The sequence below is a fragment of the Desulfococcus sp. genome, from assembly GCF_041737845.1.
Taxonomy (GTDB): Bacteria; Desulfobacterota; Desulfobacteria; order Desulfobacterales; family Desulfococcaceae; genus Desulfococcus.
On record NZ_JBGSQX010000147.1, the window covers coordinates 80,009 to 102,361 of the forward strand.

Annotated in this window: 23 protein-coding genes; 16 read left to right on the forward strand and 7 right to left on the reverse strand. The window is 61.8% G+C overall.

Features of this window, described 5'->3' with window-relative positions; genetic code table 11:
* Positions 1-58: 58 nt before the first annotated feature.
* Complete coding sequence (locus ACEW8N_RS18210) at positions 59-1,054, reverse strand: 3'(2'),5'-bisphosphate nucleotidase (protein ID WP_373501282.1); 996 nt, start codon at positions 1,052-1,054, stop codon at positions 59-61.
* A 164-nt stretch (positions 1,055-1,218) separates the two neighbouring features.
* Here ACEW8N_RS18210 and ACEW8N_RS18215 point away from each other — a divergent pair, with 164 nt between their 5' ends.
* Together ACEW8N_RS18215 and ACEW8N_RS18220 are read left to right on the forward strand one after the other, a co-directional pair.
* Positions 1,219-2,955: a hypothetical protein gene (locus ACEW8N_RS18215; RefSeq protein WP_373501283.1), complete on the forward strand. Its 1,737-nt coding sequence runs from the start codon at positions 1,219-1,221 to the stop codon at positions 2,953-2,955.
* A 126-nt stretch (positions 2,956-3,081) separates the two neighbouring features.
* Positions 3,082-3,351 carry a hypothetical protein gene (locus ACEW8N_RS18220; RefSeq protein ID WP_373501284.1) on the forward strand — a complete coding sequence of 90 codons (270 nt, stop codon included), beginning with the start codon at positions 3,082-3,084 and terminating at the stop codon, positions 3,349-3,351.
* 118 nt (positions 3,352-3,469) lie between these two features.
* On the opposite strand, the gene ACEW8N_RS18225 is transcribed toward ACEW8N_RS18220, so the two are convergent.
* Positions 3,470-5,170, reverse strand: coding sequence for an FAD-dependent oxidoreductase (locus ACEW8N_RS18225; RefSeq protein WP_373501285.1), 1,701 nt, complete (start codon positions 5,168-5,170; stop codon positions 3,470-3,472).
* A gap of 320 nt (positions 5,171-5,490) precedes the next feature.
* On the opposite strand from ACEW8N_RS18225, the gene ACEW8N_RS18230 reads away from it, so the two are divergent.
* Positions 5,491-6,330, forward strand: a complete 840-nt coding sequence (locus tag ACEW8N_RS18230; RefSeq protein ID WP_373501286.1) for a cyclopropane-fatty-acyl-phospholipid synthase family protein — start codon at positions 5,491-5,493, stop codon at positions 6,328-6,330.
* A gap of 11 nt (positions 6,331-6,341) precedes the next feature.
* Here the strand turns inward: ACEW8N_RS18230 and ACEW8N_RS18235 are convergent, their stop codons facing one another.
* The 3 genes from ACEW8N_RS18235 to ACEW8N_RS18245 are packed head-to-tail and all read right to left on the reverse strand — an operon-like array spanning position 6,342 to position 9,768.
* Entirely contained in the window at positions 6,342-7,058 is a 717-nt protein-coding gene (locus tag ACEW8N_RS18235) for a FadR/GntR family transcriptional regulator (RefSeq protein WP_373501287.1), read from the reverse strand.
* Positions 7,055-8,380 (reverse strand): (Fe-S)-binding protein, encoded by a 1,326-nt coding sequence (locus ACEW8N_RS18240; RefSeq protein ID WP_373501288.1) that lies wholly within the window; start codon positions 8,378-8,380, stop codon positions 7,055-7,057. Before ACEW8N_RS18240 ends, ACEW8N_RS18235 begins: the two co-directional genes overlap by 4 nt.
* Before the next feature lie 2 nt (positions 8,381-8,382).
* Positions 8,383-9,768 carry an FAD-binding oxidoreductase gene (locus ACEW8N_RS18245; RefSeq protein WP_373501289.1) on the reverse strand — a complete coding sequence of 462 codons (1,386 nt, stop codon included), beginning with the start codon at positions 9,766-9,768 and terminating at the stop codon, positions 8,383-8,385.
* A 338-nt stretch (positions 9,769-10,106) separates the two neighbouring features.
* On the opposite strand from ACEW8N_RS18245, the gene ACEW8N_RS18250 reads away from it, so the two are divergent.
* The 6 genes from ACEW8N_RS18250 to rarD all read left to right on the forward strand — a co-directional run bounded on the left by ACEW8N_RS18250 (position 10,107) and on the right by rarD (position 16,231).
* Positions 10,107-10,856, forward strand: coding sequence for a (Fe-S)-binding protein (locus tag ACEW8N_RS18250; RefSeq protein WP_373501290.1), 750 nt, complete (start codon positions 10,107-10,109; stop codon positions 10,854-10,856).
* Entirely contained in the window at positions 10,849-12,294 is a 1,446-nt protein-coding gene (locus ACEW8N_RS18255; protein ID WP_373501291.1) for a LutB/LldF family L-lactate oxidation iron-sulfur protein, read from the forward strand. The genes ACEW8N_RS18250 and ACEW8N_RS18255 overlap by 8 nt, the downstream gene beginning before the upstream one ends.
* Positions 12,295-12,313: 19 nt before the next feature.
* Positions 12,314-12,961 (forward strand): lactate utilization protein C, encoded by a 648-nt coding sequence (locus tag ACEW8N_RS18260; protein WP_373501292.1) that lies wholly within the window; start codon positions 12,314-12,316, stop codon positions 12,959-12,961.
* 77 nt (positions 12,962-13,038) lie between these two features.
* Positions 13,039-13,530 (forward strand): universal stress protein, encoded by a 492-nt coding sequence (locus ACEW8N_RS18265; protein WP_373501293.1) that lies wholly within the window; start codon positions 13,039-13,041, stop codon positions 13,528-13,530.
* Between the two features lie 92 nt (positions 13,531-13,622).
* On the forward strand, positions 13,623-15,311 hold the full coding sequence (locus tag ACEW8N_RS18270) for an L-lactate permease (RefSeq protein ID WP_373501294.1): 1,689 nt from the start codon (positions 13,623-13,625) through the stop codon (positions 15,309-15,311).
* Between the two features lie 20 nt (positions 15,312-15,331).
* Entirely contained in the window at positions 15,332-16,231 is a 900-nt protein-coding gene (gene rarD, locus ACEW8N_RS18275; RefSeq protein WP_373501295.1) for an EamA family transporter RarD, read from the forward strand.
* Positions 16,232-16,249: 18 nt separating this feature from the next.
* Here rarD and ACEW8N_RS18280 read toward each other — a convergent pair whose 3' ends face one another.
* Together ACEW8N_RS18280 and ACEW8N_RS18285 are read right to left on the reverse strand one after the other, a co-directional pair.
* On the reverse strand, positions 16,250-16,651 hold the full coding sequence (locus ACEW8N_RS18280; RefSeq protein ID WP_373501296.1) for a hypothetical protein: 402 nt from the start codon (positions 16,649-16,651) through the stop codon (positions 16,250-16,252).
* 148 nt (positions 16,652-16,799) lie between these two features.
* Entirely contained in the window at positions 16,800-17,135 is a 336-nt protein-coding gene (locus ACEW8N_RS18285; protein WP_373501297.1) for a thioredoxin family protein, read from the reverse strand.
* Positions 17,136-17,473: 338 nt separating this feature from the next.
* On the opposite strand from ACEW8N_RS18285, the gene ACEW8N_RS18290 reads away from it, so the two are divergent.
* The 7 genes from ACEW8N_RS18290 (at position 17,474) to ACEW8N_RS18320 (ending at position 22,329) form a co-directional block, all read left to right on the forward strand.
* The gene (locus ACEW8N_RS18290; RefSeq protein ID WP_373501298.1) at positions 17,474-18,892 is read left to right on the forward strand and encodes a sigma-54 interaction domain-containing protein; all 1,419 of its coding nucleotides are present in this window, start codon (positions 17,474-17,476) and stop codon (positions 18,890-18,892) included.
* 196 nt (positions 18,893-19,088) lie between these two features.
* Positions 19,089-19,481 (forward strand): response regulator transcription factor, encoded by a 393-nt coding sequence (locus ACEW8N_RS18295; RefSeq protein WP_373501299.1) that lies wholly within the window; start codon positions 19,089-19,091, stop codon positions 19,479-19,481.
* Positions 19,478-20,329, forward strand: coding sequence for an ATP-binding protein (locus ACEW8N_RS18300; protein WP_373501300.1), 852 nt, complete (start codon positions 19,478-19,480; stop codon positions 20,327-20,329). The genes ACEW8N_RS18295 and ACEW8N_RS18300 overlap by 4 nt, the downstream gene beginning before the upstream one ends.
* A complete protein-coding gene (locus tag ACEW8N_RS18305) occupies positions 20,326-21,213 on the forward strand; it encodes a 4Fe-4S binding protein (protein ID WP_373501301.1) in 888 nt (295 codons plus the stop codon). The genes ACEW8N_RS18300 and ACEW8N_RS18305 overlap by 4 nt, the downstream gene beginning before the upstream one ends.
* Positions 21,214-21,250: 37 nt before the next feature.
* Positions 21,251-21,634: a NifB/NifX family molybdenum-iron cluster-binding protein gene (locus tag ACEW8N_RS18310; protein ID WP_373501332.1), complete on the forward strand. Its 384-nt coding sequence runs from the start codon at positions 21,251-21,253 to the stop codon at positions 21,632-21,634.
* 16 nt (positions 21,635-21,650) lie between these two features.
* Positions 21,651-22,016, forward strand: a complete 366-nt coding sequence (locus tag ACEW8N_RS18315) for a NifB/NifX family molybdenum-iron cluster-binding protein (RefSeq protein WP_373501302.1) — start codon at positions 21,651-21,653, stop codon at positions 22,014-22,016.
* Between the two features lie 115 nt (positions 22,017-22,131).
* The gene (locus tag ACEW8N_RS18320) at positions 22,132-22,329 is read left to right on the forward strand and encodes a DUF2892 domain-containing protein (RefSeq protein ID WP_373501303.1); all 198 of its coding nucleotides are present in this window, start codon (positions 22,132-22,134) and stop codon (positions 22,327-22,329) included.
* Positions 22,330-22,353 lie beyond the last annotated feature (24 nt).

Here is a 22,353-nt window from a genome sequence, read left to right on the forward strand (position 1 = left end):
GGCCTTCTCGTCAAGGAATGCCTTGACGACTTGCCATTCAGATTCTCACAGACATGCCTTACAACATCACCGATGCCTCAATCGCCTGCAGCACCTTGTCGTGCAGGCGGCCGTTGGTGGCCAGGATGCCCCGGTGGCCTTCGAGGGTCCGGCCGGACGCAAAGGACAGGGCATTGCCGCTGAAGTCCGTCACCCGCCCGCCGGCCGCCTCCACGATGAGGGCCCCGGCGGCGTGGTCCCAGATCTTTTCCCGGTATTCCGTTCCCCGGGGCAGGCGCAGATAGATGGATGCGCCGCCCGAGGCCACGGCCGCGTACTTGGCCTGACTGTCCATGCGGCAGGGCGGGGCCGTGACGCCCAGGCGTTCGCAGATCTTCTGGTGGGTCTCGTGGTCGCTGTGGCCGCTCTCGAGGGATTCGCAGAACCGGGCCAGGGCCGGGTCGAGCGTCTCGTCGACCCGGATCGGCAGCGCATTCAGGGCGTGGCCCGCCATGTCTCGGTCGCCGATGGGTGCGCTGAAAGCGCCGCCGCCCGCGACGGCATAAAAGAGGGCGCCGCCCGATTCCGCGCCGCCGACGCTGAAATTGGGGCATCCTAGGACCCCCAGCACGACGCGCCCGCCCTCGACCAAAGCCAGGGCCACCGCATACTGTTCCCCCCGCAGAAAGCCCTTGGTGCCGTCGATGGGATCGACGGTCCAGAACCGTTTTGAAAAATCCACCTCGCCCGCGCCGCGGTCGATGGCCTCAAGAACAGGGCTCTCTTCCACAGGCCCCGCCTCCATCGCCACCAGTTCGTGGACCTTCCGCCGGAGAAAATCGTTTTCGCGCAGGATGGCCGCGTCCTCCTCCCCCACGATGGGATCATTGGGGAAGGCCGCGCCCAGGGCGAGGCTGATGATGGCCTGGCTTCCGAAATCGGCGATCGTGACCGGAGACCGGTCCTTCTTGCTGACGGACTCGGCGTCCACCAGGGTCTGCCGGGCGCCCCGGCAGAGCCGCGCGGCCGCGCTCACGGCCGACAGGGCGATATCGAGTTCTTTCTGATACATCATGCTCCTTGGTCCCGGCTCAGGGAAAACCGGCGTAAATGGATTGACGGAAACGGGGATGCTCGTATAGTCTCTGCCGAACGTTGCCATCATGGCAGTAATTTGGATTTCCATCAAGTCAATTTGAAGCGTTATCACCCATGCGGCCACGGGAAAGGACCCTGACAGTGAACCGGTATTCAAGGCGTATCGCCGCCGCCTGCATCGCGGCGCTTTTCATCATTTCTTCCGGCGCGGTTTCCGGACAGGAGACGGATAAGAAAAAAACCGCCGCGGCTGCCCGGCCCTCGGTTGCAGCGGCCAAGGACACCGTGACCATCGAGACCCTCAACACCCTGATCCTGAACCGAAAGGAGATCACCGAGCAGATCAAGGTGATGAAGCACGAGCGGGACCTGGCCAGGAGCGAGGAGGAGAAGACGGCGGCCAACGCGGCCCTCGATCAGCTCCGGATCAAACTTGCCGACATCGAATCGGATCTGGAAAGCATCGCCACGGGCGTGGACATGGAAAGCTTCCTGTCCAAGCCCAGGGAAAAGATCGACTGGAAAGAGGAGCTGCTGACGCTGGTCACGCCGCTGTTGAGTGAGCTGAAACGGGCCACCGACCGTCCGCGGCAGTTGGAGAGGCTGAGGGGCGAGATCCAGTTCCAGACAAACCAGTTGGCAACCATCACCGGCGCGCTCCAAAACATCGACGCCCTGCTGGAAACAAAGAGCCGGGGGGATGCGCGGCTCAAAAGCGCCATGACGGAGATCCGAAAGAGCTGGGTGGAGCGGGAGCAGCAGATATCGGATCGGCTCAAGGTCAATCAATACCAGCTCGATAAACTGCTGAGCCAGCGGCAGTCCCTTTTTGAATCCTCACAGGAGGCCGTGAAATCCTTTTTCAGGAGCCGGGGAAAGAATTTTGTCTTTGCCGCCATGGCCTTTCTCGTCACCTTTATCATCATGCGCTCCGCCCACCGCTTGGTTTACCGGTACAGCCCCATCCACAAGGCCGGCGAGCGGACCTTTTTCATCCGGGTGACGGATGTGGCCTATCATATCCTCACCGCCGTCGGCGCCACCGGCGCCCTCCTGTTCGTCCTGTACACCATGGGAGACTGGCTCCTGCTCAGCTTCGCCATCATCTTCATCCTGGGCATCGCGTGGACGGCCAGGGCGGGAATGCCCATCTTCTGGCGGCAGGTGCAGCTCATGCTGAATCTGGGCACGGTCCGGGAGAACGAGCGCATCATTTTCAACGGCGTTCCCTGGCGCGTGGTCTCCCTGAACGTCTATGCAATGCTGGAGAATCCGGCCCTGAAGCCATGCCGGCTTCGGGTGCCCCTCCGGGACCTGCTCGACCTCAACTCCCGAACCTTCGACGCGGAGGAGCCCTGGTTTCCCTGCAATATCAACGAGTGGGTGATCCTGTCGGACGGCACCTGGGGGCAGGTCGTCAGCCAGACGCCCGAGATGGTCCAACTGGCCCCCCGCGGCGGCAGCCGCATCACCTACCAGACCCCGGATTTCCAGGGCATGAGCCCCAGGAACATCTCCCGGAATTTCAGGATCAAGATTATCTTCGGGCTGGATTACGCTCTCCAGGCGGCCATCACGCGGGAGATTCCCGAAAGGCTGGAGGCGATCCTCAAGGAGAAGATGTCGGAAACCGGCTATTTCCCGGACATGATTCAACTCAAGGTCGAAATGGCGGCAGCCGGGGCGTCTTCCCTGGATCTTGCCATCCTGGGCGATTTCGCGGGGAAGCTGGCTCCGTACCACAACATTTTGGAGCGCCTCATCACCCGGATGATCGTCGAGGCCTGCAATGAAAACGGGTGGAACATTCCTTTTCCGCAGGTGACCGTTCACACCCAGGAGCCGCTGCGTCTGGAGACAGGCGCATCCTTGTCATGAGATAATTTGCGCATTATATTAGATGACATCGGCGGAAATGAGCATCCCCCGCCGCGGGGCATGCCGCCCCGCACCGCGGCCGGATGGACCGCATCGGCGACCACTTCAACGGAAAGGATGAACGCCATGATTGACAAAGCCCAACTGTGTGAGAAAATACGAAAGATCTATCCCGACATCGGGGAGTGCGGTATCGACGTCAAGGTCGAGTACGACGATCAGCAGAAGGCCTGGGTCGTGGATCTCAAGAAAGGCGGCCATGAGCTCAAGACCTTCCTCGAGGACAACGACGCGGAAAAGTGCCTGGACGGGAAGCAGTGCGTGAGCTTGGGGATCGAGATCGCGCAGCTCAAGGCCAATGTCGAACGGATGAAGGAAACAGACGGGAGATCCTGATCGGAAGGCGCGGCCGTCATGTTGCGCAGAAGGCTGTGAGGCATCCTGCGGACCACCGGAATGCGGCGGCGGCAGGGTGCCTCTTCATTTTATGATGCCGAGGCGCGCGAAAAAAGCGTTACATTCCCAGGTAATCGAGTTCGAAGGGCCACGCCTCGTGGCCGCCCTCCATGAACCATACCCGGTCGAATCCCGCCGCCTGAAGGATTCGCTGGGCCTCGTACCCCCGCAGACTGATCTTGCAGAAGGTGATGATATCCGTGTCGCGGGGGATTTCGTTCAGGCGCTCCCGGAGCTCTCCCAGGGGAATGTGGACGACCCGTTCGTAGGCCATCTTGAGCATCTTGTTCTCGTCGGGCTCCCGGACGTCCAGGAGGATGACCTCTTTCCGGTCCATGCGCTCCTTGGTTTCGTATACATTGAGGCATCGGGCTATCCCGTCCATCTTGTTGCTCAGCACGTGGGCGCAGACGGCGATGGGGTCGATGGGCGGGCTGAACGGCGGCGCGTAGGCCAGGTCGATATCGGCCAGATCTTCCAGGGTGCCGCCGTAGTAGATCGTGCTTGCGGCCACGTCCAGGCGCTTGGCCCCGTCTCCTGCGCCGGCGACCTGGACGCCCAGGACCTTGCGGTCCCGCTTGTCGGCCAGCATCTTGATCAGGAAATACCTCGCTTTCTTCATGTAGTGGGGCCGGTCCGGACCGCCCCAGACGATGGAAGCGTAGTCGATGCCCAGCCTGCGGGCCATGGTCTCGGTGAGGCCGGTACGGCCCACGGTGTAGTCGAAGGCCTTGACGACGCCGGTGCCGTTGATGCCCGGAAAGGGGGTCTGGCAGCCGGCAATGTGGTTGGCGATGGTCCGTCCGTGCTTGTTGGCCGTGGAGCCCAGGGGCACGTACATGGGCTGTGCCACGGTCTTGTTGATGAAACGGTTCACCACGCAGTCGCCGCCGGCGTAGATGTCCGGGTCGCTGGTCTGGCAGTTTTCGTTGACCAGGATGCCCCGATCGCAGAACAGTCCGGCCGCTTTCGCCAGTTCGTCATTGGGGCGGGTCCCCACGGCCACCACGACGCAGTCGGCGGGTATCGCGCGCCGGTCGGTCCGGACCGACGTCACCCTGCCGGCCTCGTCGCCATCGAGCCCCACGACCCGTTCGCCCAAAACCAGTTCGACGTCGTTGTCCTCCAGGTGGGTCTGGACATAGGCGGCGATATCCTTGTCGAGAATGCCGGGCAGGATCTGGTCGACCATCTCGACCATGGTGACGTTCAGGCCCCGCTGGATCAGGGCTTCGGCCATCTCCATGCCGATGAGGCCCGCGCCGACCATGACGGCGGTTTCAAGCCCCTGTGCCTTGATCTCCTCCACCAGGGTCCGGGCATGCTCGGGATGGGTCATGAACCAGACGTTCTTGAGGTCGAGGCCTGGAATGGGCGGCCGGAAGGCGGATCCGCCGGTGGCCAGGACCAGCTTGTCGTAGGGCAGCTCAGACGTCTCTCCCGTCTCCAGGTGCTTGACGGCCACGGTTTTTTTATCCCGGTGGATCCGGATGGCCTCGGTCCGCGTGATTACCTTGAATCCCTTGGTCCGTTGAAAAAAATCGGCGGTGCGCGGAAGCCCGACCTGGGTGTGGGTGAGGGCGTTGATGTTCAGGAACTCGCCCTCCACGTAGTAGGGCAGCCCGCAGGCACCGTAGGAGATCAGGCTGTCCCTCTCGATCATCGTGACGTCCGCATCCGGACAGAGCCGTTTCAGGCGCGATGCCGTTTTCGGGCCGCATGCAACGCCGCCGATGATCAGGACACGTAACTGAGCCATGAGGTGTTTCCTTTCGTCTGAAGTTTGTGTGATCTGGGCCTTTGGCCATGAAGACCCTAAAATGCGAATAGTCTCTTATCTATGATCCATACAAGGATCTCCCCCTCCTTGTCAACCGGTTCACCTTGAACGATTTTCAAAAAGTTTTCAAGGGGCACCCGAGGCCCCTGGATTCCCATACCGGGCGCTGCCGCCCGGGCGGATGGAAATGATCTCGGATTATCGGATTTTTTTCCAGCCCCGGTGTGCTATAGTGCGCTCCCGCGGATGCGGGCAGGACCGCTTTCCGATGTTACGGTATCCTCAAAGAAGGGAGCGAGATGAAAACCTACGAACAAGCCATCAAGGATCATTACAGCCGGGAAAACCTGAGCGACAACATTCGAAAGGCCCTTGTCAGGACCGGCGAAACCGTGTCGTCCCACGCCGACACCGAGGCATTCGACGAATTTCACATCCGGGGGCGGGAGGCCACGCGGGCCCTGGCGGATCTCGCGGGGCTCACGGCGGGGATGCGCGTCCTCGATCTCGGGTGCGGCATCGGGGGCCCCGCCCGGACCCTGGCGGCGGAGTACGGGTGTGTGGTGACCGGTGTCGACCTGGTGGAGGAGTATGTCCGGGCCGCGGAAATGCTGACGGCCCAGGTCGGCCTGTCGGATCGCGTCGACTTCCGGCACGGCGACATGGCGGCCCTGCCTTTCGACCCGTCGAGCTTTGATGCCGTCTGGACCGTGCACACCACCATGAACGTCGAAAACAAGACCGACCTGTTTGCGGGGATGGGGCGCGTCCTCAAACCCGGCGGGCTGCTGGTGCTTTACGAGGTCTGCGCGGGCGCGGCCTCCCCGCCCTATTATCCCGTACCGTGGGCGAGCGACGACGCCATCAACTTCCTCGTCTCGACCGATGAACTGAAGCGGCTTCTGGGGGCTTCGGGCTTCTTGGAACTCGCGTGGCAGGATGTTTCGCAGGTCTCCCTGGACTGGCTGAATCGTGCGATCGCCGCCCGGAAAGCCGCAGGCAAGGGCGCCGGGCCAGCGAAGGTGGGGCTGGGCGTCGTGATGGGGGAAACCGCCGCCCAGAAGAGCGGCAATATGGTGCGGAACCTCGAGGAGGACAGAATTCGTTTGATCCAGGGAGTATTTCAGCTTGGAAGCTGAATCGGTCCCGCCTAGACCTCGCGGTTGAGTTTCTTGAAAAAATCCATCACGAAGGTGATGTGGGTTTTCATGGCCGCGAACGCCGCTTCCGGGTCCCGGTTTTTGATGGCCTGGATGATGGCGACGTGTTGTTTGAAGATCTGGTCGATGTTGGTGGGCTCCTCATAGAGGTACCGCAGGTTTTCCTTGATGCCGATGAAGAGGAAGTCGAAGAAGGTCTTCATCAGGTAGATCTGCACCGGGTTCTTGGTGGCATAGGTGATGGCCATGTGGAACGATACGTCGGCCTCGTTTCCCAGCTCACCGTTCCGGATCTGTTCCTCCAACTCGGAAATGCTTTTTTCGAGAAAACGGATGTCTTTTTCATCGGCGCGAAGGGCCGCCAGGGCGGCGGCATTGGTCTCCAGGCCCATCCGAACCTCAAGCAGGTCCGTGAGGGAGGCATCCTGATTCTCCATGGCCACCGCCAGGGGGCTTCTGTTGATAGCCTCGGTGCCGCGAACAAAGGTCCCCTGGCCCTGCTTCTGTTCCAAAAACCCCATCACCACCAGTTTCCGGATGGCATCCCGGACCGAGGTCCGGCTGACGCCCAGGGCGTCGGCCAGATCCCGTTCCGGCATGATCTGTTCGCCGGGTTTGAGTTCTCCTCGGAAAATGAGTTCTCTCAACTGCTCGAAAACCTGGTCGGATATCCGCTTGGGCTTGATCGGTTTCAGTTCAATCTTCATGGTGCTTTCAATCGCTCCGCATAGATTTCAATGGGATGCCTGACGGTAATCCGATCCCCGGCCTGCGACAGCGCGTCGGAGATCTGGAGCATGCAGGCAGGGCAGCCCGTGGCGATCGACGAACAGCCGGTGGCCACGATGTTATCCCGTTTTTGCCGGCCGATCTTAGATGAAATCCCATAATACTGCAAATTGAAACTGCCGCCCATGCCGCAGCACCAGTCCGACGATGCCATCTCCTTGAGCTGGTAACGGGGATTTGCCCGGATCATCGCCCGGGGTTCGGCCGAGACGCCCAGCGCCTTTTTCAGGTGGCAGGGGTCATGATAGGTGATCACCACGGGAGGCTCTCCGGCGTCTGCCCCGGTGTCGGCGGCCGGGGGGGCAAGGCCCACGATATTGACCATGAACGCATTGATATCCATGGTTTTTTCCGCAACCCGCTCGACCTTGTGCAGGAACCCGTCGCCGCCGCCGCCCGCGGCCTCCGCCATGACCGGCCAGACCTCCCTGATGGTGGAGGTGCAGGTGGCGCAGGCGGTGACGAGATAGTCGAATTCACCGGGGTTGAACCGGTCGAGATTGTGGTTCAGGAGGTTTTTGAAGGTCTTCATGTCCCCGGATGAGGCGGCCGGAATCCCGCAGCAGGCCTGGTTTTCCGGCAGGAAGATCCCGACGCCGTGATGGGTGAGCACGTCGACGGTTGCCTGGGCGATATGGGGAAAGATCTTGTCCAGGAGACACCCCACGTAGAAAGCGGCCCTGACCCCCGATTTTCCGGGCCGGGTCTTCATGGACGGCACCATCTTGTGGAAAGGCGTATCCGCAAGGTTTTTGAAGTGGCGGTCCCCCAGGAGCGGCGAAATGATCCGGGCGCAGGAGGTCCCGACAACATCGTTGACCGGCTTCGTGAACACCTTCTGGAATTTGGCCCCCCATTCCCCCATTTTGTCGAAAAGCTGGGGATGGGCCAGCATGCCCCGGAGCACCAGCTTCTTGGCCGGCGGCAGGCCCATGTATCCGGTCAGGATGGCGCGGGCCTTCATGAAGATTTCCAGGACGCTGACGCCCGAGGGGCAGTTGGCCGCGCACGACCCGCACAGGAGGCACTTGTTGAGGCGTTCGTAAACCCCTTCCGGGTCCTGGAACATCTCCTGCATCAGCCCGTCCAGGAGGGCCAGTTTTCCCCGGGCCACGTCGGCTTCGCGCCCGGTCTGTTCGTACAGGGGGCAGACCGACTGGCACATGCCGCACCGCATGCAGACCACGAGCTGGTCCTCCAGGTCCTTCATCAGACGGGTGAGTTCTTTCATATCGGACATGATCAGCCTCCTATCACCTTGCCGGGGTTGAGGATGTTCTTGGGGTCCAGGGCCGCCTTGACGGCCCGGGAATAGAGGATGGTTGCGAGGCTCGTCTCCTTTTCCAGAAAACACGATTTGGCGATGCCGGTGCCGTGCTCGCCCGAAAGAGTGCCGCCCATGGCCAGGGCCTTGTCGAAGATGGCCTCGATGGCGGCCTCGACCCGCGTCCATTCCTCGGTGTTGCGCTTGTCCGTCAGGATGGTGGGGTGGAGGTTCCCGTCCCCGGCGTGGCCGAAGGTGCCGATCTCCAGGCGGAATTTTTTGGCGATGTCCTGCATGGCCTGGACCATCTCGGGAATCCGGCTGCGCGGCACGGTGGCGTCTTCCAGCACCAGGGTCGGCTTGAGCTTGGCCAGGGCCGACAGGGCGCTGCGCCGGGCCGCCCACACCTTGTCGCGCTCGGCGTCGTCCCTTGCCACGCGGATGTCGGTGGCGTTCAGGCGCCGGCAGATCTCCTCGACCCTGACGGCGTCCTCCTCGACCATGGCCGGGTGGCCGTCCACCTCGATGAGCAGGAGGGCTGCGGCGTCGGTGGGAAGCCCGGCGTGGCTGTAGCTCTCCACGGCGCGGATGGTGAAGTTGTCCATGAACTCCAGGGTGCAGGGGATGATCCGGGCCGCGATGATGGCGGCCACCGCCTCCGAGGCCTTGATCATCTCGTCGAACACGGCCACCATGGCTTTCCGGTGGGCCGGGGGCGGGATGAGCTTGAGGGTGATCTCGTCGAAGACCCCGAGGGTCCCCTCGGAGCCCACCATGAGGCCCGTGAGGTTGTAGCCGGTGGCGCATTTGACGGTCTTGGAGCCCGTCTTGACGATCTCCCCCTTCGTGTCGAAGAATTTCAACCCCATGACGTAATTCGAGGTCACGCCGTATTTGAGGCCCCGGAGCCCCCCGGCGTTCTCCGCCACGTTGCCGCCCAGGGTCGAGACGGCCTGGCTGCCGGGGTCCGGCGGATAGAAGAGCCCCTTGGCCTCGGCGGCCGCGGCGAACTTGGCGGTCACCACCCCCGGCTGGACCACGGCGTACATGTCGGCCTCGTTGATCTCGAGGATCCGGTTGAGTCCGTTGGTCAGGATCACGATGCCTTCCCGGGAGGTCGGAACGGTTCCGCCGCTCAGGTTGGTGCCGGCTCCCCGGACGGTGAGCGGCAGGCCGTTTTCGCCGCAGAGTGCGACGACGCGTCCCAGGGCTTCGCTGTCCGTGGGGCGGGCCACCAGCGCGGGAATGACCGGTTTGACCACGGCGGCATCATAGCTGTAGGTCATGAGGTCCGCGTCGTCGGTGAATACGTTGTCGGCACCCACGATATTTTTGAATTCTTGGGTCAGGGCGGGAGTAAGCATACAGTCGGCCTCCTTTAGGCTGTCGTGCGTCCGGTGGACGCCCAATAAGGTTTATGCAGCATACCAATAAGGGAGTTAACTTATGGTATTACCAGATACATAGAACACCAATGCTGGTTTATAAAGGATGATTGAAGATCCGATAACCTATTTTACATGTTGAATAACATTCACATTCTATTATTTCAAGTATTTTTTTCTTGACAAGGAAAAAAAGGTATTTTATTAGTGGTCATACCTTTGATCAAAATAACCTTTGAGGAATGGAAAGGGCGGTCGACAGGGGTAATCGCCCAACCAGCCCCGGGTGTCATCATCCCAAGCATGCAGGAGGAACGATGCGTCAATATCCCCCCAAACCGGAAAAAATCTATTTCTTCGGCACCTGCCTCATCGACATGGCCTATCCCGAAGCGGGGATGGCCGCCATCCGACTCATCCAGCGGGAAGGGGTGGAGGTTGTCTTTCCCCGGGGGCAGTCCTGCTGCGGCCAGCCGGCCTACAACTCCGGATTTCCCGAGGAGGCGCGTCGGGTGGCCGAGAAGCAGATGCAGATTTTCCACAAACCCTATCCGATCGTGGTGCCGTCCGGCTCCTGTGCGGGGATGATGCGCCATCACTACCCGAAGATCTTCAAGAATGATCCCGACAGATCCCGGGTTGAGGCGTTTTCAGAGCGGGTTTTCGAACTGACGGAGTTTCTCGTCCATGTCCTCGACATCCAGTTTGAGGACCTGGGGGCGCCGGTCACCGTGACGTGGCATTCCTCCTGCCACGCCGCCCGGGAGATGGGCGTCATCGAGGACAGCAAGTCCCTCATCCGGAAGCTCAAAAACGTCACCCTGGTGGCGCTTGAAAACGAGCACCAGTGCTGCGGGTTCGGCGGCACCTTCGCAGTCAAGCAGCCGGAGATCTCCAATGCCATGGTGGCGGACAAGGTTGACGACATCCGGACGACGGGCGCCGCCGAGGTACTTGGGGGTGACTGCGGGTGTCTCATGAACATCACCGGGGCCATGGCCCACCGGAGGATACCCGTCACCGGCCGGCACATCGCCGAATTCATATGGGAGCGTATCCATGCCTGACACGAAGATTGACACGAAGATCGACACGCAATTCGATTTCAAGGCCAATGTCCGTAAGGCGTTAGCCAACAGCCAGCTCAGATCGAACCTCAAGTTCGCCATGGGGAGCATGACCGCCAAGAGAAAGGCGATCTTCAGCGACGCGGAAGCCTTCGAGGCGCTCCGGGCCCAGGGCAGCGCCATCCGGCGGCGGGCATTGCTTCAGCTTCCCGAGCTCCTTGAGCGGCTCGAAAAAAAATGCACCGAGAATGGGATTCGGGTCCACTGGGCCGACACCACCGACGAGGCCAACCGGATCGTTCTCCAGATTATCCAGGACCACCATGCCACGCGCCTGGTCAAGGGCAAGTCCATGGTCTCCGAGGAAATGCACCTCAACCATTTCCTGGCCGACCACGGCATCGAGTCCCTTGAAACAGACCTGGGGGAGTTCATCATCCAGCTCGACGGGGAGACACCGTCCCACATCATCGTCCCGGCCATCCACAAAAACCGGCAGGAGATCGCCCGGACCTTCCACGAGAAGATCCCCGGAGCGCCTTACACGGAGGCCGTCGAGGAGCTCAACGCCATCGCCCGGAAGACCCTGCGCCGGAAGTTCTGTGAAGGCGAGGTCGGCCTGAGCGGGGTCAATATGGCCGTTGCCGAGACCGGCACCCTCTGCCTCGTCGAAAACGAGGGCAACGGCCGCATGTGCACGACGGTCCCGCCGGTCCACATCGCCGTGATGGGGCTTGAAAAGGTCGTGGAAAAACTCTCGGACGTGCCCCCTCTCCTGCGGCTGCTCACGGGCTCGGCCACCGGTCAGATCATCACCACCTACGTCAACATGATCACGTCGCCGAGAAAGCCCGGCGAAAAGGACGGGCCCCGGGAGATCCACCTGATCCTCCTGGACAACGGGCGGTCGAAGATCCTGTCCGACGAACAGCTTCGCCAGACCCTCCAGTGCATCCGCTGCGGCACCTGCCTCAACCACTGCCCGGTCTACACCCGCATCGGCGGCCATGCCTACGGGTTCGTATATCCCGGGCCCATCGGAGAGATCCTGACGCCCCAGATGGAGGGGCTTGACAAGACCGGCGCCATCCCCACGGCCTCGACCCTCTGCAACGCCTGCGAGGAGGTCTGCCCGGTCAAGATCCCCATCCCGGACCTGATCCGCCGGCTCAGAAACGAAAGCTACGACCCCGAGGGATCGGTCCGCGGGCACGGGTTCAAGCGGACGCTTGCCGAGGCCGCCGCCTGGAAGGCATGGGCACTGGTCAACCGCCACCGGGGACTCAACGCCCTCGCAACGAAACTGGCCGCCGTTTTCGGACCGGTCCTGCCCCGCATCGGCCCTCTCGGGGCGTGGACCCATGGGCGGACCCGGCCGGTCTTCGCCGGAAAGAGTCTCCATGACAGGGTCAAAGAGGAGGGGATCAAGAATGCCTGAAAATTCAAGGGAACGGATATTGCAAAGATTAAGAACAGCGGTGAGCGGCCGGCGGGACCTTCCGCCCGTTCCCGCGCTCCCCGAAACGCCGCCCGCAAGTCGGGAGGAAAATCTCGAACAGTTGAAAACCCGGATGACGGCGATGCGAAGCGAGGTGTACGTGGTTCCCAAAGCGGATCCCGGCGCCCCGTGGACGGATCGCCTGAAGGCGATCCTCGCGGAGAAGGGGCTGAAGCAGATGCTCTACGCGCCCGGGACGCCCGTGGGGGACGCCGTGAAAGCGGCCTGGGCCGCCGGGGGCGAGGGTCTTCCCGCCTTGAGGCCGTATGACGCGGCGGTGGAGACCTTCAAAGACGAGCTCTTCGCCATCGATGCGGGCATCACCGGGACCGCCGGCGGCATCGCCGACACCGGCGCGCTGATCCTCTGGCCCGATGAGAAGGAGCCCCGCCTGATCTCCCTGGTGCCGGCGGTCCATATCGCCGTCCTCGATGCCGACCGGATCTACGAGACCCTTTCCGAGGCCATCGAGACAGGCGCCTGGGCCGACAGCATGCCCACGAACGCCCTGCTCATCTCCGGGCCGTCCAAGACGGCCGACATCGAACTGGTTCTGGCATTCGGCGTCCACGGTCCCAAGGAGCTGGTGGTCCTGGTGCTGACCTGACAACCGAAGAATTTCGGGGAAGGCCGGCCATCCCCGAATGAAGTGAAATATCAACCCTGATTCTGCAAGGGAGAGAGATGATGCTGCCCCGCATTCAAAAAATACTGCATGCAAGCGACCTGTCCGATAATTCCCGGTATGCCTTCCGCTATAGCGCGGCCCTGGCCAAAAGCTTCGGCGCCGACATCACCGTGATTTACGTCATCGACGAGCTGTCGGGCACGGGAAAAAGCCTGCTTCTGGACTACCTCGGCGAGGAAAAATGGAAGGCCCTTCAGGAGCACAAGAAAAGCGAGTACCAGAAAACCATCCAGACGCGGCTGAAGGAGTTCTGCAGCGAGGTCCAGGAGGATCTGACGGATTGCCGGGTCGCTTTGAGCCGGACGGTCATCCGGGACGGCAACCCGGCCGAGGAGATCCTCGCGGAGATCGCGGAAGGGGATTACGATCTGGTGGTCATGGGTACCCACGGGCGCGGCATGGTCTCCACCGCCCTCATGGGGAACACGGCCAGAAGGGTCGTCCGCCGGTCCATGAAGCCGGTGATGGTCGTTCGACTGCCCGAATAGCGGCCGCGGCGCGGCCTGCCGGAACGGCATCTTGAACATTAACCTTTTTTATTCTATGTGGAGGATCCATGAGTTTAGGATTTCAATCTTTTATGGCACTGCTGCCCATCCTGTCGGCAGCCGTTCTTCTGGTCGGTTTTCGATGGCCCGCAAAACGGGCCATGCCCATCTGTTATGCGGTAGCCGTGGCGATTTCCCTCCTCTTTTGGCAGGTGGACCTGGTCCGCGTCATCGCATCGACGATCCAGGGACTCTTCATTACCGCGGACATTCTGTTTATTATCTTCGGTGCTATCCTGCTCCTCAACACGCTTAAAAATTCGGGCGCCATCAGCGCGATCCGGACAGGCTTCACCCAGATCAGCCCGGATCGTCGGATACAATTGGTGTTGACGGCCTGGCTGTTCGGTGCCTTCATCGAAGGCGCTTCCGGATTCGGCACCCCGGCCGCCATCGCGGCCCCCCTGATGGTGGCGATCGGCTTTCCGGCACTGTGCGCGGTCATGATCGGAATGATGATCCAGAGCACCCCCGTAACCTTCGGCGCCGTGGGAACGCCGATTCTCATCGGCGTCAAGGGCGGCCTGGAAAATCCCCAACTGACGGCCCTTCTGGCCCAGGCGGGCATGGACTTCAGCCAGTACCTGCAACTGATCACGGCGTCCTCTGCCATTCTGCACGCCATTGCCGGAACCTTGATTCCCACCTTCATGGTGGTCATGATGACCCGTTTCTTCGGCAGGAACAAATCCTGGACGGAAGGGTTGTCCATCTTGCCGTTCTCCATTATGGGCGGCCTTGCCTTCACCATCCCTTACGTCTTGACCGGAATCTTTCTCGGCCCTGAATTTCCCAGCCTGATCGGCGCGCTCGTCGGCATGGCCATCATGACGACCGCCGCCACAAAAGGATTTCTGGTGCCCAAGGATATCTGGGACTTTCCGCCCCGGAAAGAATGGGAATCCAGTTGGACGAGCAAAATGGAGATCAGCCTGGATGCCTTGACATCCAAAAAGCCCATGAACCTGACCCTGGCCTGGATTCCATATCTTCTCGTGGCCATCATTCTGGTGCTGACCCGGCTGGGGCAGCTTCCCCTGGGCACATGGCTCAAAAGCGTCAAGTTCCCCTGGCCCGACATCCTCGGTACGGGGATCAGCGCATCGTTTGTACCCCTTTACCTGCCCGGCTCCATTCTTTGCTTTGTGGTATTGATCACCTATATTCTCCATAAGATGAGCTGGACTGAACTCCGGTCCGCCATCGGTGAATCCAGCAGCATTCTGCTGGGCGCCGGCTTCGTGCTCATTTTCACGATTCCCATGGTCCGGGTCTATATCAACTCCGGGATCAACGAAGCCGGCTATTCCAGCATGCCGCTGGCCATGGCCGAATGGGTGGCCGCCACTGTGGGGAAGGTCTGGCCCCTTTTCGCACCGTTCATCGGCGCTCTGGGCGCATTCATCGCAGGCAGCAACACCGTCAGCAACCTCATGTTCAGCCTCTTCCAGCATGGGGTCGCCCAGAATCTTTATATCTCCGGCGTAGTGGTCGTGGCGCTCCAGGCCGTGGGTGCGGCCGCCGGGAACATGTTCTGTATCCACAACGTGGTGGCGGCATCCGCCACCGTGGGGTTGTTGGGCCAGGAAGGCAACACCCTTCGCCGAACCATCATTCCGACCCTCTATTACTGCACGCTGGTGGGAATCATGGGGCTGCTGGTCATTTATGTCCTGGGATACCACGACCCCCTCAATGCTCATTTGCTGACTACCCGGTAGACGGCACGCAAGGGGCGGACATGGGGATTGACGAGGATCAAAATCGTCGGCGGGGCGTCCGCATCGGCATCGCATCGGGCGCCTCCGCCTTTCTGATCTGGGGCCTGAGCCCCGCCTACTGGAAGATGCTGGCGGGCGTACCGGCCCTGGAGATCATCACCCACCGGATGGTCTGGTCCTTCGTCTTCCTCCTGCCCCTGATCCTGATTTCAGGTCGGCGGGGCGAGTTCACATCCGTTTTGACGAACCGGAAAACCATGGGGGTGCTCCTGACCACCTCCCTGCTCGTGTCCGTCAACTGGCTCATCTATATATGGGCCGTCAATACGGGGCATGTGCTCCAGGCGAGCCTGGGGTATTACATCAACCCCCTCGTCAATGTCCTTCTGGGGATGGTCTTCCTGAAGGAGCGTCTCCGGCGGCCCCAGGCCCTGGCCGTCCTCACGGCCCTGGCCGGGGTCGTCTGCCTCGGGGTTTCCTACGGCCAATTCCCGTGGATTTCCATCTCCCTTGCGGTCTCTTTCGGATGTTACGGACTGGTGCGAAAGGTGGCCGCCGTCGGCGCCCTCGTCGGACTTGCCGTGGAGACCCTGCTCCTCTCCGTGCCGGCCCTTTTCTACCTCGTGCATGTCGGCCTGGAGGGCCGGGGGGCCTTTCTGAGCCGCGGCCCCGGAATGGATCTCATTCTCATGGGGTCGGCCCTGGTCACCGCCGTGCCGCTCCTGCTCTTCACGACCGGAACCCGAAGACTGAGCCTTTCGACCGTCGGCTTTCTCCAGTACATCGCCCCGACCGGCATGTTCCTCCTCGGGGTGTTCGCCTACGGCGAACCGTTCTCCACGGCCCAGATCGTGACCTTCAGCCTCATCTGGACCGCCCTCGCCGTCTATTCCGTGGACGCCGCGACCCACTGCCGCTGATAAAACCCTTTCCGCGCCTCACGGGGAGACGAGCGGTGCGATCACCGCGCCGATCAGGACGAGCAGCAGGGCCAGACCCGCAAATCCGGCAGCAATCCTGAGGTTCACAACCCTTGCGAGGGGAAGGGTATAACTCCCACTGTCGCAGTTGTAGCGCAGATTCCTGAAAAAATGGATAAAAAAAGCGGCGATCAACCCCCCGATCACCAGGACCGCTGCAGGGGCGGGGGAGGGGTAAAGGAGGAGAAAACGGGCGGGAAGGCCCATCCACTCGATGACGGCCGCGCTGAGGCCAACGGCCAGGCATCCGAGCGCAGTCCCCAGGAGAATGCTGTAGAACATGACCATCGAGATCAGGACCCAGTTGAGCAGAATCAAGCGCATCCAGTCTTCGATCCGATGCTGTGGATCACGTGCCATGGGGAAGCCTCCTGTGGTTTCGGCGCCGACGCTTCCGGAGGATGCCTCGCGGTTCGCGGCAAAACGCCTTCCTGCCGGGGAAGCTATGAATCAACGGGGCGCCGCGCAACCCGTCAGGGTGCGCCGGCGCCTTTCCGGGAGGGAATCCTCACGGCGCCCGCACTCCCGCAATGACCTCCGCCAGACAGGCGGTGAGCGTTTCCCGGGATTGCAGGCCGATGAAGCGCCGCACCTCCATGCCGTTGATAAAGACGACCAGGGTGGGCACGCTGCGGATCCGGAGCGCCTCGGCCGCATTGCGGGAACGATCGAGATTCAGGCGGGCGACGGACGCCTTTCCGTTCAGGTCGTCGGCCACCCCGTCGATGATGGAGGCCTGGGCCCGGCAGGGGGAGCACCACGAGACATAGTACTCCACCAGCACGATTCCGCGGTGAACAATGCTTGCGTGGTGTTCGAAGGAGGAAATGTCCTGAACTTTCATCAACACCTCTGGGTGAGGGGGCGCCTGCAATCCTTTTCCGCACTTCTTCAAGGAATATGCCATGACGTGCCCCGGGGAATGGATTCATGTTCCCGGAGATCCAAATCGGAACGGCGGCGCATGGGGACCCGGCGGGCGAGGATACGACGCGACGCCGGTTGGAAGAGATGGGGCCACGAAAAGGGAATTGACAACAAAGTCGATCGTTACTAATTAAGTTGACGTTCAGATAACGTTACCGTAACGCAAATACACACCGGAAGAGGGGCGGCCGGGAAAAAAATGAAAAGAATCATGTTTCACAAAAATATAGACGAGGATAAAGGAAGACGCGCGAGATGACCGTTTCCAGGACCGATCCGTCGACATCCCCGGACCCTCGCATCTCCAGCCTGGTCCTCGAGTCCATGGCCGACGGGGTCTTCACCCTCGACGAGAAGGGGCGGATCACCCTCTGGAACCCCGCCATGGCGCGCATCTCGGGCTATCGCGCCGAGGAGGCGCTGGGCCGGGGCTGCGGACTTCTCTGCTTCAGCCACTGCCTCGGGAAAAAAAGCCCGACCAGCTTCAAGGAATGCGGCATCTACGAGAAGGGCAGGGTGGATGCGCAGGAATATGTCCTGCGTCACAAGGACGGCCATGACGTGCCGGTTCTCAAGAGCGCCCGGCTGGTGCGGGACGAGAACGACCGGGTCATCGGCGTCGTCGAGACGGTGACGGACCTGACGGAGCTGCGCACCATGCAGCATCAGGTGGCGGCGGTCTCCCGGCGCCTGGGAGAACTCCACCAGTTCGGCAACATCATCGGCAAAAGCCACGTCATGCGGCAGGTGTTCGACGCCATCGAGGCCGCCGCGGCCAGCGAGGCAACGGTCCTCGTTTCCGGAGAAAGCGGCACAGGGAAGGAGCTTGTGGCCGGCGCCATTCACTACAACAGCATCCGGGCCGAGATGCCCATGGTTACGGTCAACTGCAGCGCCCTATCGGAATCCCTCCTGGAAAGCGAACTCTTCGGCCACGTGAGGGGGTCGTTCACCGGCGCCGGAAGGGACCGCAAGGGCCGGTTCGAGGAGGCCGACGGCGGAACCGTGTTTCTCGATGAGATCGGCGAGGTCAGCCCCCTCATCCAGGTCAAGCTCCTCCGGGTGCTCCAGGAGCGGGAGATCGAGCGGGTCGGCGAGTCGAAAAAACGGCGGATCGACATCCGGATCATTGCAGCGACCCACCGGGACCTCTTCGACCGGGTCCGGCGGGGGGAGTTCCGGGAAGACCTCTATTACCGACTCAAGGTCTTCCCCATCCAGGTGCCGCCCCTGAGGGCGCGGAAGGAGGACCTGCCGCTTCTGGCCGGCCATTTCATCGGCGTCCAGAACAAGAAGACCGGCAAGGCGATCCGGAGCATCTCCGCCGAAGCCATGCGCATCCTCATGGACTGCGCCTGGCCCGGAAACGTCCGGGAGCTCGAAAACGCCGTTGAGCACGCCTTCGTCCTCTGTTCCGATGCCGAGATCGATGTGTTCGACCTCCCCGTCGAAATCCGGCAGGTCGAATACCGGCCGTTTCCATCCCCGGATCCGGCCCCGGCCGGGGCCTTCCGGGGTCGAAGGGAAAGGCCCACCCGCGAGAGCCTCCTCGATCTGCTTCGCGACTGCGGCTGGAACAAGGCCGAGGCGGCGCGGCGCATGGGCATGAGCCGGACGGCCGTCTGGAAGTACATGAAAAAATATGACATTCCCTTGAAGGCCGATGACCGCTGATCGGATGTTTCCCCGCCGCGCGTCCCTCTTTTCCCTTTCCCGCCCCGATCCTGTCCCCGCCGGAACCTTGCCTCCGATTTCCGTGATTGTGGCACGCCGTTTGCTTTACCTCAGGTGTTCACCTTGCCGGCGACATGGCGGCGGCCTAACGCACGCCGCAGGTTCTGTGCCGCCGGCTTCAGACGGGAGGAGATACATGATGGAGATACTGGCGGTGGGCCCGGCCGCATCCTTTGCGGAAATGAGCGATGAGATCGGGCTCGCAGGCGGCGCCTCGATCGAATTGACGGCGTCCGGGGCGGAGGCACAGGAGATTTTATCGGAAAGGAAGGTGGATCTGGTCGTCATCGACGAGACCCTGAAGGACATGACCGGATTATCGCTGGCCCGGCAGGTGGCCTTCCGGAACCCGATGACCGCCGTGGCCCTGGTCAGCCCGCTTTCCCCGGAGGACTTTCATGAAGCCACCGAAGGGCTGGGGATCCTGGTGCAGCTTTCGCCCCGGCCCGGTCGGCGCGAATCCCGGAGCCTGCTCGAAACGCTCGACAGGGTCATGCGGATGACCCGGACCGCGGGGGCCACGCCATGATCATCAGCGTTGCCAGCGGAAAGGGCGGAACGGGAAAAACCACTGTTGCGGTCAACATGGCGGTTTCCATGGGCGCAGGCGTCCAAATTCTGGACTGCGATGTCGAAGCGCCCAATGCACACCTGTTCCTGAAGCCGACGATAACGGAGACGACACCGGTTTTCGTGCCGGTTCCTGAAATCGATGAGGTCAAATGCACCCACTGCAAAAAATGCGCGGAGATCTGCCGGTTCAAGGCCATCATCGTCATCGGCGAAACCGTGCTGACCTTTCCGGAAATGTGCCACAGCTGCGGCGGCTGCATGGCCGTATGTCCCGAGTCGGCGATCACGGAAGGCGGCCGCGCCATCGGTGAGATCGAGAAGGGCACGGCCCGGGAGATCGCCTTCGTCCACGGCCGCATGCGGGTCGGCGAGGCCATGTCGCCGCCGCTGATCCGCGAGGTGCGCGCCTGCCGGGATCCGGAGCGGATCACCATCATCGACGCCCCGCCGGGGACCTCGTGCCCGGCCGTGGCGGCCATGAAAAGGGTCGATTTCGTCCTCCTGGTCACCGAGCCGACGCCTTTCGGGCTCCACGACCTGAAGCTCGCGGTGGGCGCGGTACGGATCCTGGGCATTCCCTGTGGCCTGGTGATCAACCGGTCGGATATCGGCGATGACCGGGTCAGGGAATATGCGGCCGAGGAAAATATCCCGGTGCTCCTGGAGATTCCTTTCGACCGGAAAATTGCCCATGCCTATTCGAGAGGGATCATGATGGTGGATGACATGCCCGAGTGGAAAAACCGCTTCAGGGAACTTTACCGCAGCATAGCGGCGTGCCTCGGACAGGGGGGCGGACAATGAAGGAACTGGTGGTCATCAGCGGCAAGGGTGGAACGGGAAAGACCAGCCTCACGGCATGTTTTGCGGCCCTGGCCGAGAACAAGGTCCTGTGCGACGCCGACGTGGATGCCGCGGACCTTCATCTGCTTTTGGCACCCGAGGTCCGCAGGACGACGGACTTTACCGGCGGGAACACCGCCGTCATCGTTCCCGACCGGTGCACGGGATGCGGCACCTGCAGGGATCTGTGCCGGTTCGGGGCCGTTGCCGAGGTTTCCGGGACATTCGTGATCGATCCCATTGACTGCGAGGGCTGCGGGGTCTGCGTCGATCTCTGTCCGGAAAAAGCCATCGACTTTCCGGAGAACACCTGCGGCCAGTGGTTCGTTTCCGACACCCGGTTCGGGCCCATGGTCCATGCCCGACTGGGCCTGGCCGAGGAAAATTCCGGCAAGCTGGTTACCCTGATCCGTCAGGAGGCCCGGTCCATGGCCGGGAAAGCGGGCCTGGGCCTCATCATCACCGACGGCCCGCCGGGGGTCGGCTGCCCGGTCATTGCCGCCATCGGCGGGGCTGCCGCCATCCTGATCGTTACCGAGCCCACCGTATCGGGGATGCACGACATGGACCGGGCCGTCCGGCTGGCGATGCATTTCAAGGTGCCGGGTATGGTCTGCGTCAACAAGTACGATCTGAACCCGGATAAGACCGCCGAGATCGAAGGCCACGCCGAGCGCCTCGGCATGTCGGTGGTGGGGCGGATCCCCTTCGACCCGGCCTTCACCCGCGCCATGGTCGTGGGACGGACCATCGTCGAGTACGACCCCGAAGGCGAGGCTGCATTGATAGTAAAGGAGATCTGGCGGAGGATCGCCCGGTCTCCGGCCATGATGGACAACGCATGATGAAAAAAAACGAATTTTCGAAGGAGAATCATTGATGATGAAAGAAGGCAGAATTGCGGTGCCGTCGGTGGGAACCGGCGGAATAGACGGGAAAAGAGCAGGCCATTTCGGGCATTGCGACGTATTCACCCTGATCGATGTGGCCGAGGGCCGGATACAGTCGGTATCCACCCTGGCCAACCAGGAGCATGTGCAGGGCGGCTGTATGGTGCCGGTCAACCTCCTGGCCGGCAACAGCGTCAACGCCCTGATCGTGGGCGGCATCGGCATGCGGCCTCTCATGGGGTTCCGTCAAGCCGGCATTGATGTCTACTATGATGCCGAGAGAATCGATATCCAGCCGGTGGTCGAGGATTTGATTGCGGGGACCCTGCCCAGGATCGATGAGAGCCAGGTCTGCGGAGGCGGTGGCGGCCATTAACCGAACGGAGCGCATCATGAGAATCGCTGTCACCTCCAAGGGAACCGACATCCATGCGGCGGTCGACCCCCGGTTCGGACGCGCGGCCTACATCCTTATCGTCGATTCGGAAAGCCCCGATGTCGAGGTCATCGACAACCGGAAAAACGCAGACGCCTTCAAGGGTGCCGGCATCCAGGCGGCGGCCGGGCTTTCCGACCGGAGGGTCGATGTCCTGCTCACCGGCTACTGCGGCCCCAACGCCTTTAAAACCCTCCAGGCCGCAGGAATCCAGGTAGCCAATGACGCCAACACCTTCGGTACCGTTGAAGAAGCCGTCGAGGCCTTTACCCGGGGCCGGCTCCCGTTCATCAGCGAGGCCAATGTCGACGGCCACTGGTAAGGAACAAACCGGCCGGACAGAGAAGGGGAGTGCACGGGGCGGCGACAGATCAAGATCCTGTCGCCGCAGGCCCCGCTGACCTCCCCCGACATTCTTAATGCCAAGGAGGTGACTCATGACCATCAACGACTGGATCCATGTCATCGCGGGAACGTTTATTCTGGTGAGCCTGGCACTGGGAACCTGGGTGCATCCGGGGTGGTATTTTTTTACCGCCTTTGTGGGGCTCAATCTCTTTCAGTACGGCTTCTCCAAGTCCTGCCCCATGGTCTACGTGCTTCGGAAGCTCGGGGTGCCCGAAAGCCGGGGCTGAAGCGGTTTTTTTCGAAAAAAACCA